Consider the following 16,155-nt stretch of genomic DNA (forward strand, 5'->3'; position numbering starts at 1 on the left):
GCTCCGCATGCGGACGCACTTCGGAACTCAACGACCGGTCGTGGTTCCTCGGCCGGGTCTCGCTCTACTTCTGCCCGGACGCCGGGTGGGGTCGGGCCCGCTCGCTGAGGTAGTCGTCGATGATCTCGTTGAATCGGTCGAAGTGCAGTACGGGGCCATGCCCCGAGTAGACGACGCCGACATCGAGGTCCTTCAGACGTCGCATGCTGGTGACGTAGTCATCGATGTTCGACCCGTGCAGTTCGTCGAGGAGTTGCTCGTCGGTGTCCAGGTCGTAGATGACATCACCGGAGAACAAGGCCCGATCCGCCGCGTCGTACAACGCGACACCGCCTGGACTGTGTCCGGGCAGGTGCAGGACCCTCAGTTGCCGGTCGCCGAGATCGATGATCTGACCATCGGTCAGGCTGGCGCAGTTGCGGGCGGGGAGCAGCGTGTAGTCCTGGGGGCGGTACCCAGGGTGGGGCACCGCCTTGATCAGCCAGGCTGGGACGGGCTGCGTGCTGCTCAGTCCGAGTTCCTCGGCCAGTTCGTGACCGCGCAGGGTGCTACCCCCGGTTGGGTCGGTGATGTTTTCCAAAGGGTGCGCGTGACACAGGTCGAACTCGTGAGCGCCGCCGAGATGGTCGAGGTGGGCGTGCGTGATCACCACGATGGGGTCGCGCGCGAACAGGTGCGGGAGTTGCTCGCGAAGGCTGGCGATGCCCAGCCCGGTATCAATGATGATGTCTCGATCCCGTCCGCGCAGATGCCAGATGTTGGCGCGCAACAGGGAGCGCACACCCGGCTCGACGATGACGCTGAGATCATCACGGATCTGCGTGGTGACGAACCAGTGATCGATAACGGGCATACCCGGGTCGGTTGGACTGACAGCAGACATCTCAGCCCGCGAACAACGGGAGCAGCGCGGAGGTTCCGGCTATCGGGATGCAGCGATGCCTGACATGTCGGCTCGGTGACTCGAACACGGCGATGAGGACGGCAATGCCGCAGATCATGTCGGACAACCCAGTCGGTCGACGCCGGGACCGTGCAGTTCGGTAAGGGCATGCGAACGGCCCGAAATGACCATCAGCAGCGACAGTGCCGGTCCGGTCACCAGCGCTCCGTCACCGATCGTCACGTCTGCATCGTCAGCGTGCAGTCGAAGGGATGCAATGCGTTGTTTCGATCCGCCCAGGGCAGTCGACGTCCGCGCCTGATAGAGCAGGGACGTCACCGTGACGTCTATCGGGTAGGCCCGAGTGATGCCCAGAGGCACCCGGATGTCCTCTCCGTGCACGACTTCCTCGACCAGCCTGCTGTCCAGCGACGCGGGCGGGGTCGAGGTTCGCTGCACGACATCCCGCAGCTTCGCGAGGGTTTCGGCGGGGGTGGCGCCACGCTCGCGTTCGACACCTGCGGCGGTCTGCCGGTCGAAGTCGAACCGAGCCCGGGCCATATCGCGTACGACGCCCCATCGGGTCGCCTTTGCATTGTTGACCAGGTGCGCTGCCACATCCCGCACGGCCCAACCTGCACAGAGTGAGGCCTGCTCCCACTGTGCATTCGTCAGGTCGGTGAGGTCCTGGATGAGGGCCCGGCGTTCGGCGTGGACCAGGGTCCAGACGTCATTCATCGGCACAGTCTTTCAAGAAACTCGCGGGATGGACCGACGCGAGCTGACAGGCGCCCTGCGTGTTGGATGGGCGGTATGGATCTTCTTGTCTTGGGCGGAACCGCGTGGCTGGGCCACCAGATCGCATCGGAAGCAGCGCAGCGCGGGCACACGGTGACCTGCCTTGCCCGTGGCCAGTCCGGACCGTGCCCACCCGAAACGCGGTTCATTGCCGCCTATCGGGATCGCGACGACGCGTACGACGAGGTGACCGGTCAGCAGTGGGATGCCGTGATCGACGTCGCACGCCAGCCGGGTCAGGTGCGTAACGCCGTCCGGGCGCTCGAGCCGGTGAGTTCGCGTTACCTGTTCGTCTCCTCGGCCAACGTCTACGCCAGCCAGCGTGAGCGCGGTCAGGACGAGGATGCCGCGGTGTTGCCCGCGCTCGTCGCGGACGTGATGGACTCGATGCAGGACTACGGCGCGGCGAAGGTGGCATGCGAGCAAGCAGTGGTGGCCGCCTTCGGCCCGAGCCGCTCGTTGATCGCCCGCGCCGGTTTGATCGGCGGTCCGGGGGATGAGTCCGGGCGCTCGGGGTACTGGCCGTGGCGTTTTGCGCACCCCTGCAACCCTGTCGGCGCCGTACTGCTGCCGGACGATCCAGACGTACCGACCGCGCTCATCGACGTCCGAGACCTCGCGGGATGGTTGGTCAGCTGCGCCGAAACCGGCGTGGCGGGGATCTTCAACGCGGCGGGGGCGCCGTGCTCACTGACCGATCATCTGGCGGTCGCGCGAGAGGTCGCCGGTCACGACGGTCCGGTGACGAACGCCTGGCCTGATTGGCTGACCGAGCACGGGGTGCAGATGTGGATGGGCCCGTCGTCGTTGCCGCTGTGGATCGATGACCCGGACTGGTACGGCCTGGCCGACCACGCGAGCGCGCGTGCCTTCGCCGTCGGACTGGTGACCCGGCCATTGCGCGAGACGCTGCTCGACGTCCTGGCCTGGGAGGACGCCCGCCCGGAACCGGGGTTGCACGGTGCGGGTCTGGCCGACGACGAGGAGCATGAGTTGTTGCGCCAGCTGGGCCTGCACTGAGGAACACCGCGCGATGGTTCTTGCAGCGGTGACCGCAGGGATCAGCGCTCGTCGAGGTCGGTCCCACTACCCCTGTGTTGCCGTCTTCTGTGTGGCTTCGGTGGCGGGCTTCGGCGCTGCCTTCAGGGCGATCGCCATGACACCGGCCACCACCATGACGAATCCAACAGCCCACAGCCCTGCCTTTTCGTTGCCGGTGAGATCGGTGAGCCAACCGGTGATATAGGGGCCCAGGAAGCCGGCCGTGTTGCCGATGGAGTTGATCAGCGCAATGCCGCTGGCGGCTGCTGCGCCGGCGAGGAAGTTGGTCGGCAACGCCCAGAAGGTCGGCAGGGCGCACATGATGCCGACGGTGCAGATCGTTACCGCGATCATCGCCGCCACGGGTGAGCCGAGGTAGAGCGTCACCGGGATCGCCATGCCACCGATGATCGTGGGTGCCGCGACGTGCCAGACGCGTTCGCCCGTCCGGTCGCCGTGGTAACCCCACGGCACCATGGCCAGCGCGCCGACCACGAACGGGATGGCGGTGATCAGACCGAGCTGCAGGATCGAGTAGGTCACATGGAACTGCGACTCGAACCCTTTGATGATCGTGGGCAGGAAGAAGCCCACGGCGTACAGGCCGTAGACGATGCCGAAGTAGACACCGGCCAGCGCCCATACCCGGCCGCTGGCGAGAGACTCCCGGATACCGATCTGATAGGTCCCGCTGCGTTGCGCGTCCTCGGTGGCGATGGCCTGAGTCAAGGCGTCGCGTTCTTCCTGCGGTAGCCACTTCGCGGTGGCGGGTCGGTCATCGAGGAAGAACCAGCAGATGACACCCAGCAGCACTGCCGGGATCGCCTCGACCAGGAACATCACCCGCCAGCCGTCCAGCCCGAACCAACCGTGACCGTGCTCGATCAGCAGGGCGGACATCGGAGCGCCGATGGCCGAGGACAGCGGAACGGCGGCCATGAACCACGCGGTCGCCTTCGCCCGTTGCTCCTGGGGAAACCAGAACGTCAGATACAGGATGATGCCGGGGAAGAAGCCGGCTTCTGCGATGCCGAGCAGGAAGCGCAGGAAGTAGAGCAGCCCCGCGCTGTTGACGAACGCGATGGCGCCGGCCACGATTCCCCAGGTCACCAGGATGCGCGCGATCCACCGGCGCGCGCCGACCTTGTGCAGGATCATGTTGCTCGGCACCTCGAGCAAGAGATAACCCAGGAAGAAGATCCCGGCGGCGAAGCCGAAGCCGGTCGAGCTCAGATGCAGCGCATCGTTCATCCCGTTGGGTCCCGCGAAGCTCATGTTCGAGCGGTCCAGGTAGTTGATCAGGTAGAGCAGGCCGAGGAACGGGATGAGCCGACGGGTTGCCTTCCGGGTGGCGCGGGCCAGCTGCGGTGACGATACGGGCGCGGTCATGAAGAAATTTCATCAGCGGTCGTGACAATCAGGATAGATCGACCGCCGTGATGCAGCAGGTGGTCACTGACCGAGTTTTTACCGCTGGAGCTGAAGAATTCTTTCCTGCGGGAGCCGAGGAGATGTCCTAGTGCCGACGCGACGGCATGAGCGTGCAGGTGTTGCCCGACGACGATCATTCCGGCATCGACTTGTTCAGAAAGCAGCAGCATCTGTCGCCAGGCATCGCCGTCGACCGCGTGGTAGGTCCAGGCATCGGCCGGCAATGTGATCAGCTGTCGCGCGTGTTGTTGAAGCTTCTTCAGGTGTTCGTCGAATTCTTCCTCCCAGTCCATCGAGTCCGGGTCGATCGGGGTATCCCGCATACCGATGACATGTACGACGTGTAGGTGCACCTGCAACGCCGCACTGAGTTCAACTGCCTGCAGGAGCGCTTTACGACTTGCCTCGTGGTCATCGAAGCCCACCACGATCGGCTTGTTTCGTAGATCATTCATTGCGATTCGCTCTCCTTCGACTCAAACATTCAGTTCCAGAACGTGATGACACTGATCACGGCGAGAACTGTGATCAGCATGTACGCGAGGTACGCGTCCAGGCGTCCCGATTGCAACCGCTGAGCAGTGCGCGCAATGCTCCGGACCAGCGCCCAGACAGGCTGGTACGTATAGCGTTCGACGACGTCATCAACGTTCGCCTGACGGTGCAGTGAGCCGTCGACGGTTTCGGCGATATCGATGGCGCTGCTGTGGCGTGCAGTGGGTGTGGTGATGTCCGAACTCATCAGCATGGTCGACAGGATCCGGCGCATCGGGTTGGCGAACGCGAAAGCGGTGTAGCCGGATCGACGGTCGACCCCGGGGGAGCCCGATCCCCAGGTCGCTGTCCGGCGTACCAGGAACAGCCGTCGTCCCGATACTGCACAGGTGAACATGATGAGGACGCCGCACAGCATGGGCACCACAATCCACAGCTTGCCGGGGGACAGCGCCGAGAACCCGGAGTAGACAGGTTGGATGACCCAGCCGGGTGCGTTGGCGGCGTCCACGTGTGTGCCCACGAGTTGGTGCAGACCAACGGAGATCAGTTGAATCTGCCAGTGTGCCGCTGCGGCTACGCCCAGGCAGGCGACGCACAGCGCGCCCACGCCGATGCGGAACATGTTCGACCGGTCGGTGTGTGGCGTATCGACCACAGGGGGGTGATTGCCGTACGCGATGAATCCCACGACGCGCACGAAGGTCAGTCCCGCGACGCCGACACTGAGGGCAACGAGTGACCCGGCCACCACGGCACCCAACTGGTATTCCAGCTGCGTCGCCCGAAATTGCTGCATCAGCGACTGCAACGTCAACCACTCGGAGGCGAAGCCGATCGTGAACGGCATCCCGGCGAGGGTCAGGGAGCCGATGACCAGTCCGATGCCCGCTGCGGGTAGCCGGCGCCCCACTCCCCGTAGATTCTCGATCTCCAGGGTCCCGGTGTCGTCCTCGATCGCAAGCGTTGCGCTGTAGAGCAGTGATTTGCCCAGCGTATGCGCCATCACCTGGGCCGTAGCGGCCAGGAGGCCGGCCGCCATCAGCTTCGGTTGGTGGATGTCCGCTCCAACCAGGGCCATCGAGAATCCAGTGGCGATGACCCCGGCGTTCTCCACACTCGACCAGGCGACAAGGGTCGCCAGATTCGTTGATACAGCTGCCTGTGCGATACCGAAGATCGCGGTGATGCCACCGAGCACCAGCATCGTGGTCGTCAACCAGGCCGGTGGAGCCCCGAGGATCTGCAGGGTGCGCCACCAGCCGTAAAAGCCGATGTTGACCGCCACTCCGGCCATCAGCGCCCGCGCCGGTGCACTGGCGGCGGAATAGCTGCGCGGTAGCCAGATCTGCCAGGGGGCCAGTCCGGTTTTGATCGCAAACCCGATCAGCAGCAGCACGTATCCGGCGTCTCTCGATGCGCCCTGCGGCACCTGTGACCATGAGGACAGATCAAGTGAGTGGGAAGACGCAGTCAGCAGCAGACCACCGATCAGCAGCGCGGCCCCGCTTGCCTTACCGAAACTCGCGGCATACAGCGAGGACGGACCGCTGCGCGGGTGCTGTCGATCAAAGTTCGTCAGCAGATAAAAGGCGAAAGTAACGCCTTCCCACCCGAAAAGAAGCGTAAACAGGTTGCGCGCACTTACGACGATCAGGGCGGCGACCAGCAGTGCGGCGACCAGGGCGGGAAGCGGTCTACGCTGCGCCCGTTTGCTCCCGAAACCGCTCAGGCACAGAGGTATTGCCGGTACGAAGCAGATGACCAGGAACAGCCCCGATAGTCGATCGACGCTCAAGGAAAACGCTGCCGGTGCCCCGAGGAGAACCCGCAAATCGCTGTTGCGATCGGTGAGGCCGGCAACACCGGCGCCCAGTCCGAACAGCGCGCTGATCGTCAGCAGTGACCACGCGAGCCGCCAGGCGATCAGTCGGTTCGGTACCAGGCAGGAGAGGGCCGCGAGTCCGGCGACGAGGATTGCTGCCGCGATCATGACGGGCGCTCCACCGCAGGCAGCTGATCCGGCGTGGGCAGCCGATCCAGCGCCAGTAGAATCCCGTGCAGCAGGGCGAAGGGCGAGGCAGGCGCTCCGGGCACGAAGACATCGACGTCCAGTAATCGTGCTGCTCCGAGCCCGGGTCCGGTCAGCCCGCCGCTGATCGCCTCGGCGCCTGTTGCGATGACGACCACAGGGTCGGGCATGGCCGCTCGGGTGCGGCGCAGCGGTGGGATCATCTCGCGCGATCCGATGCCGGTCACGAGCAGGATGTCGGCGTGCCGAGGGCTGGCCGTGAAGAAGATTCCGAGTCGCTGGACGTCGTAGATGGGGTTGAGTAGCGCCCGCACTTCCCACTCGTCGCTGCCATCGGATCCTGCATCGACGTGCCGGATGTGGACCGATCGGCGCAACGCCCGCACGCGCTCGGCGAGGTCCGCGCGAACGGTGCCGGGGTCGGGGTCGTCCCCTTGGTCAGCTACCAGGAGTCGACGGTCGCGGCGCGCGGTATCGCTGCCGGGGCGCCAGGCGAACAGGTCGGGGCGCTGTCGCACACATCGGCCGCACATGATGCAGGCACCGTGATCAACGGCGAGTCCGGCCGTGACATCGATCGCCGCCACGGGGCAGATCCGGGCCACGTCGTCGGTTTCGTGCGCCGCGACGCCGCCTACGGGCAGCACACTGCCGGCAAAACTGCTGAAGTACCCATCCGGGCGTTTGGGCCACCTGCTCGTTACCGTTCCTTGTCGTAGCCCACGGGTCAGCCAGATTCCCGACATCAGCGTTGCCTCCTCATGGTCGGGCACAGGGTCATGACACTGCAGTGCTTCACATCGCCACCCCCGCGTAACACAGCCCGAAACTGGCCTCGATGAACGGCAGGTCGGTAAAGACGTCCCCGTCGAATACATGCCGCAGCAGCACCATGTTGTGAAAGGACGCGCTGCGCGCGAAACAACGCGTGATCCGACCGTCATCGAATCGCACGCTGTAAAGCACCTCTCCAGCAGCAGATTCCGCGACGCCGATGAAATCGCCGTCGTGCACCACGACCGGTGCCGCGAGGTCGTCGTCGTCGGCGCGGGTGGCCAGGCGACTTGCTGCCTCGTTGACCAGCGCGGTTGAGGAGGCCATCTCCTCCTCGCGGACCCGCATCCGGCCCAGCGCGTCGGTGAGGTGGCTGGTCGCTACGACGAACGGATCCAGGAGCGGGTAGGCGTCGTAAGGGCGCAGCGTGCGCGCGTCCAGTGACATGTCGCTGGCCCGACCGATCGGGCCGAGGGCGCCGTAACGCTGTGCCAGGTCGGCTGCCAACCGGCCAGTGCCGCGCAGCCGGTCCAAGAAGGATGCAGACCTGTTGAGACTGATGAGATCTCGCGCGATCGCCCGGTGTAATTGGGTCAACTCTGCGGAAAGCTCCTGCGGATGATCTCGCAGTGCCATCGTCACGCCACCGGGCACGACGACGCCGCGACCGAAACGACTTCCGGTCGCGTGCGACATCAGCCGCATGACCCGTTCCTTGTGCGTTCCGAAGCGCGCGACGGCGACGGACAGGCCGGCGCATTCGCACAGTTGGGTGACCACGTCCAGGTGATTGGCGACGCGTTCCAGCTCGGCGAGGATGACCCGGATCAACTGCGCCCGGGCCGGCACCACAATGCCGAGGCCTTCTTCGAGGGCGTGGGAGAAGGCAAGCGCATGGGCCACGGAGTGCACGCCCTCCACCCGTTCGGCGAGCAGGACGGCGTCCTCAGCCGTGTGGTGTTCGAACCGTTTGGCGATCTGCCGGTGCTTGTAGTGCGGACGGATGTCCAGGCGGAGGATGTCTTCGCCGCCGGTTTCCAGCAGCAACTCCAACGATTCGACGATCCCGGAGCGCACCGGCCCGAAGGGCAGAGTGAACACACCCTGACCGCTGACGCTGACAGGGGCCAGGTAGTCGCGACTGGTCAACTCCACGTCGGACGCACTCTCACTGCTGCCAGGACGAGGCGCAGGCACGCCGTCCACCTTCGGTAGCAGCAGCAGATCCAACTGGGGATGGCCGACCGGTTCGATCCCGGACAGATTGTGCAGCGCGCGTTCGTACCAGACTGCGGCCGGTACCTCGGGGGTCAGCGCCGGGTAACTGCGCTCTTCGCCGAGCGCTGTGCGCGCGAGCTCCAAGGTGGGGCCGTTGCTGAGAACGGCGACCAGTTCGGGGATGTCGCCCACCTCGGTCGCATACAGACCGGCGAGTCGGCCACCGTCGGCACACGACCGCAGCACCCGGTCCCGCCATTGCGATACCTCGGTGAACCTGGGCACGCTGGTTGGTTCAACCGACATAGGACACCCCACTGAGCTGGCCCGCGCCGGTATGCAGCAACGTCGCCAGCGGCCCGGGCAGCCACAACCCCAGCAGCAGCAGAGCCAAGATCGCGATCACCATCGGCACGACCATCCATGCCGCTGCCTCATGCACTGCGGCCTGTTCGCCGGCCTGCGGTCTGCTGACGTCCGGTTCACCGGATGCGGCCGACCGGATGGTGGCGCCGGCAAGCCCGATGAAAGCGAGCACCACCAGCACGACCAGCACGGCCCCGGTGGTCGTGTGTCGAGCCTCGAACCCGCCCTGCACGATGATGAATTCGCTGCGGAAGACACCAAAGGGCGGCATCCCGCACAGCGCAAAGACCGCGATAATGAAGATCGACGCGGTCCAGGGCATTCGGCTGAGCGCTCCACGCACCCGCGAGAGTGCTTTGGTGCCGAAACCTTGCACCAAGCTACCCGCTGACATGAACGCCGCGCCCTTTGCTGCAGCGTGCACCAAAACGTGCAACAGCACGCCGAACATCGCGGTCGTGACCCCGAAGCTGACCCCGATGACCATGATCCCCATGTGTTCTACGCTCGAATACGCCAACAGTCGCTTCACGTTGCGTTGCTCCAGCAGATACAGAGCTGCCAGCAGCAGGGTCAGCACTCCGAAGCACAGCAGGACTCGCTGCGGGAAGGTGGCCCCGACGGTCGCCACGGTGACCTGGTAGAAGCGCAGGATGGCGTAGAGGCTGACGGCCAGCAGCGAGCCGGACAGCAGCACCGACAGCGGAGTAGGGGCCTCGGAATGCGCGTCGGGTAACCATGTGTGCATCGGCACGATGCCGACCTTGGTGCCGAAACCGACCACGGCCAGGACGAACGCCAACCGCACCGGTGTCCCCGGCAGTTCAGAGGCGTGGTGCAGCAGGTCCGCGAATGCCAGGTCGTAGGAGTTGCCCAACACCTGGGCGCCGGCGTAGTACATGAAGATGGTGCCCAGGAGCGCGATTCCAAGCCCGCAGGACGCAATCATCACGTACTTCCACGCGGCCTCCGAGGCAGCTTCGGTGTCGTCGATCGCCACCAGCACTGCGGAAACGACTGTCGTGACCTCGACGCCGACCCAGATCAGGGCCAGCCCGTTGACCGAAGGCGCGGCGAGCATGGCCCATGCGAACAGGTTCATCCCGGCCAGGAACTGACGTTGATACCTGCGGTAGTCACGAGGAGTCTTCTCGCGCTCCTCGGCCTTGAGGTACCCAGTCGTGTAGATAGCGACGACGGCGTACAGGAAGGAGGTCGCCAGCAGGAATACCAGCGATAGTGCGTCCACCCGAAGGAAACCGGCGGTGACCGGATGGTCACCGACAGTCGGTATCAGCGAGATGGCCAATGCGAAGCTCACGACGCCCGCGACGATGGTGACCAGATTGGCGGCCAGCCCGCTCAGCACTGCACTCAATGCGGTGGCCACCAAAGGCACCACCATCAACACGATCAGAATCCAGCCCATGTCAGCCCCTCAGCGAAGTGAGGTCGGCAGTGGACAATGACGAAACATGTCGGTGGTGAGTGCGCATCAGGATGCCGAACACCACCACGGCGATGAGCAGGTCGAAAAGGAACGCGACCTCCAAGACCAGCGGGAGTCCGGCGGCGACCACGAGGCTCGCCACGGAGACCCCGTTGTCCAACGAGAAGAAACCGATCGACTGACTGACCACGTCGCGCCGCACGATCATCAGTACAAACGCCACGAGCACCACGGCTACCGCGAAACTCAGGGCACTGGTGGGCAGCACTGTCGAATGTATATGTAGTGCTCCAACGGCGAAGAAACCGAAGACCGCGATGATAATGGAAAGAATGACTTCGCTGGCTACCCCCAACGCGCCGCTACCGGCAATCTCAGTTTCGGAATCGGTCATCATTCGGGTGATGACCCACGGCACGATGAGTGCCTTGAGCGCGAAAGAGATCACCGCAAGTATATAAAGTTCCGGCAGTGACTTTTCGTAGGCGATGACGATCGCCAGCAGACTAACGACCCCCGACTGCGCGGCATACAGCCGCACCTGGGCGCGCAACAGGGCTGCCCTGAGCATCACAAACTCCAGCAGGAGCACGATCAGGCTGATCGTGCTGGTTACCCCGTCAAAAACGCTCGGCGCGTTAGCCACGGCGTCGTGCATCAGCTACCTCCAAGGAATAGCGTGCAGACCGCGAATACTGATAGCAGGAATGCCGCGGCGACGAACTCGGTGATTTTGAAGAGCCGCAACTTGGCAAAAGAGTTGTCAATGCACATGATCAACACGCCTAAAACTGCGGCCTTCGTCAGTAGGGCGCAGGCGGCGCCGATGACCGGAAGAGGTGCCGTGCCCGCACTCAAACCCCATGGTGCGGCGAAAATGTTCAACAGGATCGTGAAGAGCACCAGTTGTTTGATCATCGATCCCCAGTGCAGCAACGCCAGGTAGGGGCCTGAGTGCTCGAAGGACCGCGCCGTCTCGATCATGCCCAACTCGATGGTCCCGGTATGGGTCTCGATCGGTATGCGCGCTGTCTCGAACAGAATTGCCATGAAGAGCGCGAAGGTAGCCAACAGGTGGGCGGGCCGGACGATCTGTTCAGGTCCACTACGCACCGTCGCCGCGAGAGCGAAGGGCGAATCCGTGGCGGTGATCGCAGCCACGGTGAAGAACACCATGAGCAGCACCGGTTCGGTGATCGCACCAAAAGACTTGGCCCGGCTCGCACCCAGTTGCGCATACGGGTCCCCGGTTTCGGCGGCTGCAGCAGACGCCAGGAAACTCCCGAACGCCAACAGGAATCCACCGCCCAAGATATCGCCCATATCAGCCAACGGCAGCGGGTATGTAGTCAGTACTGGAATGAGCATCGGCACGGTGAGATAACAGGCGAGGGAAAGTATCGGCGCTATCAGGAAAATTGGTCCTGCTCCCGATGGCGCCAGAGACTCTTTGCGGAACATTTTGGACAAATCAAAATACGGCTGCAAGATCCTCGGGCCGCGACGTCCTTGGAGCTTGGCTTCGATAGTGGCGATGAATCCACTGATCGCCGGTGCTCCGATAGCTATCGTGAGCACCTGGGCACATTGGATGATCGACGTCGTCGGGAAGTTCACCTACGATCGTCGCCCGGTCGATTCACAGCAAGCCCTTCCGATAGCGGAAGGGGCTATTAGCCGATAGGCGGTTCGGGCTTGGTGGCCCCGGCGAGCTCCATCGCCGTTGTACTACGTGCATGTAAGCAGGGCGGACCGTTCGCCGTCAAGGGGCTTTGGCGCGAAGGGAACCGTGCCGTAGGGTCGAAATTCAGCGAAGGGTTGATGAGATGACCGACGACTCCACCCAGGTCTTGCTCGTGCGTCACGGCGAGACCGTGCTGAACGCCGGGGGCCGGTTACGAGGTCGTCTCGATCCAGATTTGAACGACGTGGGTCGACGTGAGGTCGCTGCACTGGCACGCGCGCTGGTTGCCTATGACGTGCGTACCGTCTACACCAGTCCACTGTTGCGGGCTCGGCGAACCGCACGCGCGATCGCCGACGCCTGCGCGGGAAATGTCGAGATCGACGAACGGCTCAACGACCGCGACTACGGGCAGTGGGCCGGTCAACTGAGGGAGGACGTGTTGTCCCGCTGGGGATCGATCGACGCGGCACCCGGTGTCGAGCCCGCCGCCGACGTCGTGGCGCGGGCCATGGCCGCGTTCGCGGATCTTGCGGGCCGACCCGGCACGGTGCTGGTCGCGCATGACGCCATCAATCAGCTGCTGCTCCAGCAGGTTGACCCGAGCCTGGCTGGTCCTCCGCAGCAGCACACCGCGTGTTGGAATGTCCTGGAACGCAACGGGGGTCAGCCCTGGCGCATCATCGCACTCAATCAGATCGCCGTCGAAACCCTGCGCTAGTCAGTCGTGGTCGGCGGCGAACCGAACGTGCGCTGGTAGAGGTCGACGCCATAGCTGGTGCGCTGTGCCGCCCCTTCTGCTAGTCGAAAGGTGCGCTCGCCGCTCTCGTCACGGTCGGCACGTAGGAACAGCGTGGTCTGGTCGTGGTGCTGTTGGAATCGGTGTGCGAGCTCATAGAGATGGGTGACGAACACGACGGTGATGCCGACCTGTTCCAGGGCCCGGAGAATGTCTGTGGCAATCTCCGCAGCTTCGCGTTCGTTGGTCGCGGCGAATGATTCGTTGAACAGCAGCAGCGCATGTGGTCGGATCCGGGTAGCGATGCGGCTCATTCGGCCCAGCTCTTCTTCGAACTTCCCGGTGGTCATGGTGGCGTCTTCTTCGCGGGCGTAGTGGGTGAACACGCCTGCGACGGTGGCGGCAGTGAACGACTGCGCTGCTACCGGCATGCCGGCCTGCATCATCAGGTATGCGAGGCCGACGCTGCGCAGGAAGGTCGACTTACCCCCTTGGTTGGCGCCGGTGATGAAGATGAGCGGCTTGCCGTCCGCTCGCAGGTCGTTGCCCTTGATTCGCGCGGGGGAACGCAGCCCCAGGCATGGATCGTAGAGGCCGCTCGCTGTCAGGGACCGGCTGCCCGTAGCGCACGGCTGGGGTCGACAGATGGGGAGTTGCCGCGCCGCTAGTCGCTCCCGCAGGTTCAGGCAACCCACGTAGAAGGCCAGCTCTAGGCGAAGCGCGGTGAAGAAACTCAGAATGTGCTTGGCGGCCGCAGCCAGGGCGTCGGCAGCGAGAGTGAGGGCCCGGTCGCGCAGGCCCGCGAGGTCCTGCGCAGCGCCGTCGTCGTCGCGCGGCATGGTGCGGCTGAAGTAGGGGCGTTTGACCGGCGGGTGCCTGGAAAGCAGGTGGCTCTCGTTTTCGCTGCGAGGTGCGCGTAGCACGTAGTCGACGCCTTGGCTGTGTGAGCCCAGGTGTGCGCTGGCCACCACGCCGTGCGGGAAAGTGAGCGTACGTAGATGCGCGGCGATCTCGGCGAAGTAGCGGTCATCGAGTTCGGCGTCGATCTCGGCGAAGAAGCGACTGAACGCAGGCGAGGTGAAAGTGCCGGCGTGCTGCCCGGCCAGGGCGCGCAGCTGCTTCAGCACTTCGACGAACATCGTCAGAGCGTTCATCGAGCGGCCAAGCAGGGCTGCACTGCTACTGCTGAAGAAGCTGGCCCGGTAGATCGCGCGTTCCTGATCAATGGCCGCAGCAGCGAGGTCGTACAGTTCGCGGACTACGCCGGGCCGGGCCACGCAATCGGCCAGCGTCTGGCTGCGGTAGTCGATCTGGGCGGGATCGAGGAGTACGGCGAGGGTGGCGGTGCGGATCGAAGCGTGCACGACCTGGTCGTCGCCGGCGGCCGCAGCCCACAGCGTGGCGAGGTCGAGGTCTGCGATGAGGTCGGCATCGCCCGGGCGGTCGTCATGGGTGGGATCGAAGTCGCGGTCCGCGAACATCAGCATCGCTCTCATCGGTTCAGCTCCTGCACGAGTCGCTGGAACCCGAGACCGTATTTGTCGGCGATAGCTCGGGCATACGCACGGCCGTCGGCCGGCTTACGAATCACTTTGTGGGTGCGGGTCGCCGGGTCGTTCGGGTCGATGGTGCTGACCATGCTGACAGTCTTGTCGTTGAGGACCGCCAGTTCGTCCAGAAACGTGACGCACACGCAGAGCGCATCCAAGTCGGATACCCGCTGAAGAATGTGCCGGCTCAACAGCAGTGCATCGTCGGTGGTGGTCGAGTTGAAGATCTCGTTGAGGATGACCAGGCTGGCCGGAGTCGCGAGGGCGAAATCATCGCGTAACTGGTCCAGTTCGGTCTGCAACCTGCCGGTCATGGTGGTGCTGTCCTCGGCGCGTTCGAAGTGGGTGAAGATCTGATCGCACACGAAAAGTTGGGTATCGAGGCCGGGGACGGGACAGCCGAGACGGGCGAGGTAGTGCAGCTGGCCGACGGTGCGGGCCATCGTGGTTTTGCCGCCGTTGTTCGGCCCGGAGATGACCAGGATGCGTTCCTCGCCGGTGAGGGTGATGTCGTTGACCACCACCTCATGGTCAGTCCCGGCCGGAGCGGATGCGACCTCAGGGGACCTGCCGCCACGTTGCGGATGACGCCGGTGACGCGACTGCTCGAGCTTGTGGGCCAGCGCCATGTCGAAGGTGTGCAGTGCCTGCTCCGTCTTGTCAGTATCTGACAGTCGGGGATAGCTGAATGGGAGGTTGGCCGTGCGCAATGGGGCCAGGTGGTCCAGGTAGGCGAGGTAGAACTGAATGTCGCGTTCGAACTGGGCGATCGCGGGATCCAGGTAGTCCAGGTGCTGGGCGCAGAACGCGTCCACCTCCGCGAACAGGACGGGATACAACTGGGCGACCAGATCCAGGACGCCGGTGCCTGCGTAGGCATCATGCTCCTGACTGCGGATGTTCGGTTTCTCGACGTCTGATTTTTCATCCTCCGTCGTGTCATCTGGTTGCTGGAAGCGGGCGAATGTTGTGGCGACGCGGTCGCCGTAGTCACCTTCGCCGTCGTACCCGGCCACTGTGATCCGATCGCCGCGGACGACCACGACGTACTGCACGTCGGCGAGTTCAGCTTCGAGGCGGGCGACCTCATTGTTGAGCTGAAGGAACTGCTCAGAGTTCACATAGTCATGCAGGTAACTGGTCAGGGTGCCCAGACCGCGAGAGGTGGGCGCAGCTGCCCGTAGACCTTCGGTGAGTGTGAGCACCGACTGGCAGTACTCCTGGACCGCGTTCAGGAAGAACCGGGTCCGGTAATGATGTTGCAGGCCATGGTCATCCTTGCGTATCTCCTTGGTGCGGTAGCCGAAGGCGAAGACAAGTCGCCGTTTTGTGAAGTCCCTGATCAGTGATCCGACCTGGTCTCGTTCGACGTCTTTGAAGACCTCGTGGCGGTAGTTGAGGTCGTCGAGATCGCGCAACGGCGACCAGTACAGCGGGCTCAGGTGGTAGTCAGCCTGACCCTCGTTGATGGCGGTAACGACCTGGTCAAGATTGAGATCGCGAAAGTACCCGGGCTCCTGCACTTCGCGATCTTCCTGCTCGGACGGGCGCCTGCCAGCCGGATAGAGCACGTCTGGGCGACGCATCACCGAACCCAGTACTGCTGTGGTCGATGAAGTGCAGCAGGGCGCGTCCCGATCCACGACGCGTGCGCTGGGTCAACTGTCGTGTCGGATGGCATCAGAGACGGATGA

14 protein-coding genes and 1 riboswitch are annotated in these 16,155 nt (G+C 64.1%); of the genes, 2 read left to right on the forward strand and 12 right to left on the reverse strand.

All coding sequences use genetic code 11. The annotated features are described in order from the left end of the window. Positions 1-64 precede the first annotated feature (64 nt). Complete coding sequence (locus tag V3G39_03625) at positions 65-853, reverse strand: MBL fold metallo-hydrolase (GenBank protein ID XAS77142.1); 789 nt, start codon at positions 851-853, stop codon at positions 65-67. A gap of 144 nt (positions 854-997) precedes the next feature. Then, on the reverse strand, positions 998-1,621 hold the full coding sequence (locus tag V3G39_03630; protein ID XAS77143.1) for a maleylpyruvate isomerase family mycothiol-dependent enzyme: 624 nt from the start codon (positions 1,619-1,621) through the stop codon (positions 998-1,000). 75 nt (positions 1,622-1,696) lie between these two features. On the opposite strand from V3G39_03630, the gene V3G39_03635 reads away from it, so the two are divergent. Next, positions 1,697-2,701: an NAD-dependent epimerase/dehydratase family protein gene (locus V3G39_03635; protein ID XAS77144.1), complete on the forward strand. Its 1,005-nt coding sequence runs from the start codon at positions 1,697-1,699 to the stop codon at positions 2,699-2,701. Positions 2,702-2,767: 66 nt separating this feature from the next. Here the strand turns inward: V3G39_03635 and V3G39_03640 are convergent, their stop codons facing one another. The 8 genes from V3G39_03640 to V3G39_03675 are packed head-to-tail and all read right to left on the reverse strand — an operon-like array spanning position 2,768 to position 12,066. Continuing rightward, complete coding sequence (locus V3G39_03640; GenBank protein XAS77145.1) at positions 2,768-4,111, reverse strand: MFS transporter; 1,344 nt, start codon at positions 4,109-4,111, stop codon at positions 2,768-2,770. Beyond that, the gene (locus V3G39_03645; protein ID XAS77146.1) at positions 4,108-4,608 is read right to left on the reverse strand and encodes a universal stress protein; all 501 of its coding nucleotides are present in this window, start codon (positions 4,606-4,608) and stop codon (positions 4,108-4,110) included. Before V3G39_03645 ends, V3G39_03640 begins: the two co-directional genes overlap by 4 nt. A 29-nt stretch (positions 4,609-4,637) precedes the next feature. Continuing rightward, positions 4,638-6,641, reverse strand: a complete 2,004-nt coding sequence (locus tag V3G39_03650) for a proton-conducting transporter membrane subunit (protein ID XAS77147.1) — start codon at positions 6,639-6,641, stop codon at positions 4,638-4,640. Beyond that, a complete protein-coding gene (locus tag V3G39_03655; protein ID XAS77148.1) occupies positions 6,638-7,453 on the reverse strand; it encodes a hypothetical protein in 816 nt (271 codons plus the stop codon). The genes V3G39_03650 and V3G39_03655 overlap by 4 nt, the downstream gene beginning before the upstream one ends. A gap of 22 nt (positions 7,454-7,475) precedes the next feature. Then, a complete protein-coding gene (locus tag V3G39_03660; protein ID XAS77149.1) occupies positions 7,476-8,978 on the reverse strand; it encodes an NADH-quinone oxidoreductase subunit C in 1,503 nt (500 codons plus the stop codon). Then, positions 8,968-10,467, reverse strand: a complete 1,500-nt coding sequence (locus tag V3G39_03665) for a proton-conducting transporter membrane subunit (protein XAS77150.1) — start codon at positions 10,465-10,467, stop codon at positions 8,968-8,970. The genes V3G39_03660 and V3G39_03665 overlap by 11 nt, the downstream gene beginning before the upstream one ends. 1 nt (position 10,468) lies before the next feature. Continuing rightward, the gene (locus tag V3G39_03670) at positions 10,469-11,134 is read right to left on the reverse strand and encodes a hypothetical protein (protein ID XAS77151.1); all 666 of its coding nucleotides are present in this window, start codon (positions 11,132-11,134) and stop codon (positions 10,469-10,471) included. 11 nt (positions 11,135-11,145) lie between these two features. Further along, complete coding sequence (locus V3G39_03675; protein ID XAS77152.1) at positions 11,146-12,066, reverse strand: NADH-quinone oxidoreductase subunit H; 921 nt, start codon at positions 12,064-12,066, stop codon at positions 11,146-11,148. A gap of 79 nt (positions 12,067-12,145) precedes the next feature. Beyond that, positions 12,146-12,219: riboswitch (Fluoride riboswitch) on the reverse strand. A 95-nt stretch (positions 12,220-12,314) separates the two neighbouring features. On the opposite strand from V3G39_03675, the gene V3G39_03680 reads away from it, so the two are divergent. Beyond that, positions 12,315-12,893 (forward strand): histidine phosphatase family protein, encoded by a 579-nt coding sequence (locus V3G39_03680; protein ID XAS77153.1) that lies wholly within the window; start codon positions 12,315-12,317, stop codon positions 12,891-12,893. On the opposite strand, the gene V3G39_03685 is transcribed toward V3G39_03680, so the two are convergent. Further along, on the reverse strand, positions 12,890-14,407 hold the full coding sequence (locus V3G39_03685; GenBank protein ID XAS77154.1) for a hypothetical protein: 1,518 nt from the start codon (positions 14,405-14,407) through the stop codon (positions 12,890-12,892). The two genes, V3G39_03680 and V3G39_03685, sit on opposite strands and share 4 nt — an antisense overlap. Continuing rightward, on the reverse strand, positions 14,404-16,047 hold the full coding sequence (locus V3G39_03690) for a hypothetical protein (protein XAS77155.1): 1,644 nt from the start codon (positions 16,045-16,047) through the stop codon (positions 14,404-14,406). Before V3G39_03690 ends, V3G39_03685 begins: the two co-directional genes overlap by 4 nt. Between the last annotated feature and the right edge of the window lie 108 nt (positions 16,048-16,155).

It is taken from the genome of Dermatophilaceae bacterium Sec6.4 (assembly GCA_039636865.1).
Taxonomy (GTDB): Bacteria; Actinomycetota; Actinomycetes; order Actinomycetales; family Dermatophilaceae; genus Allobranchiibius.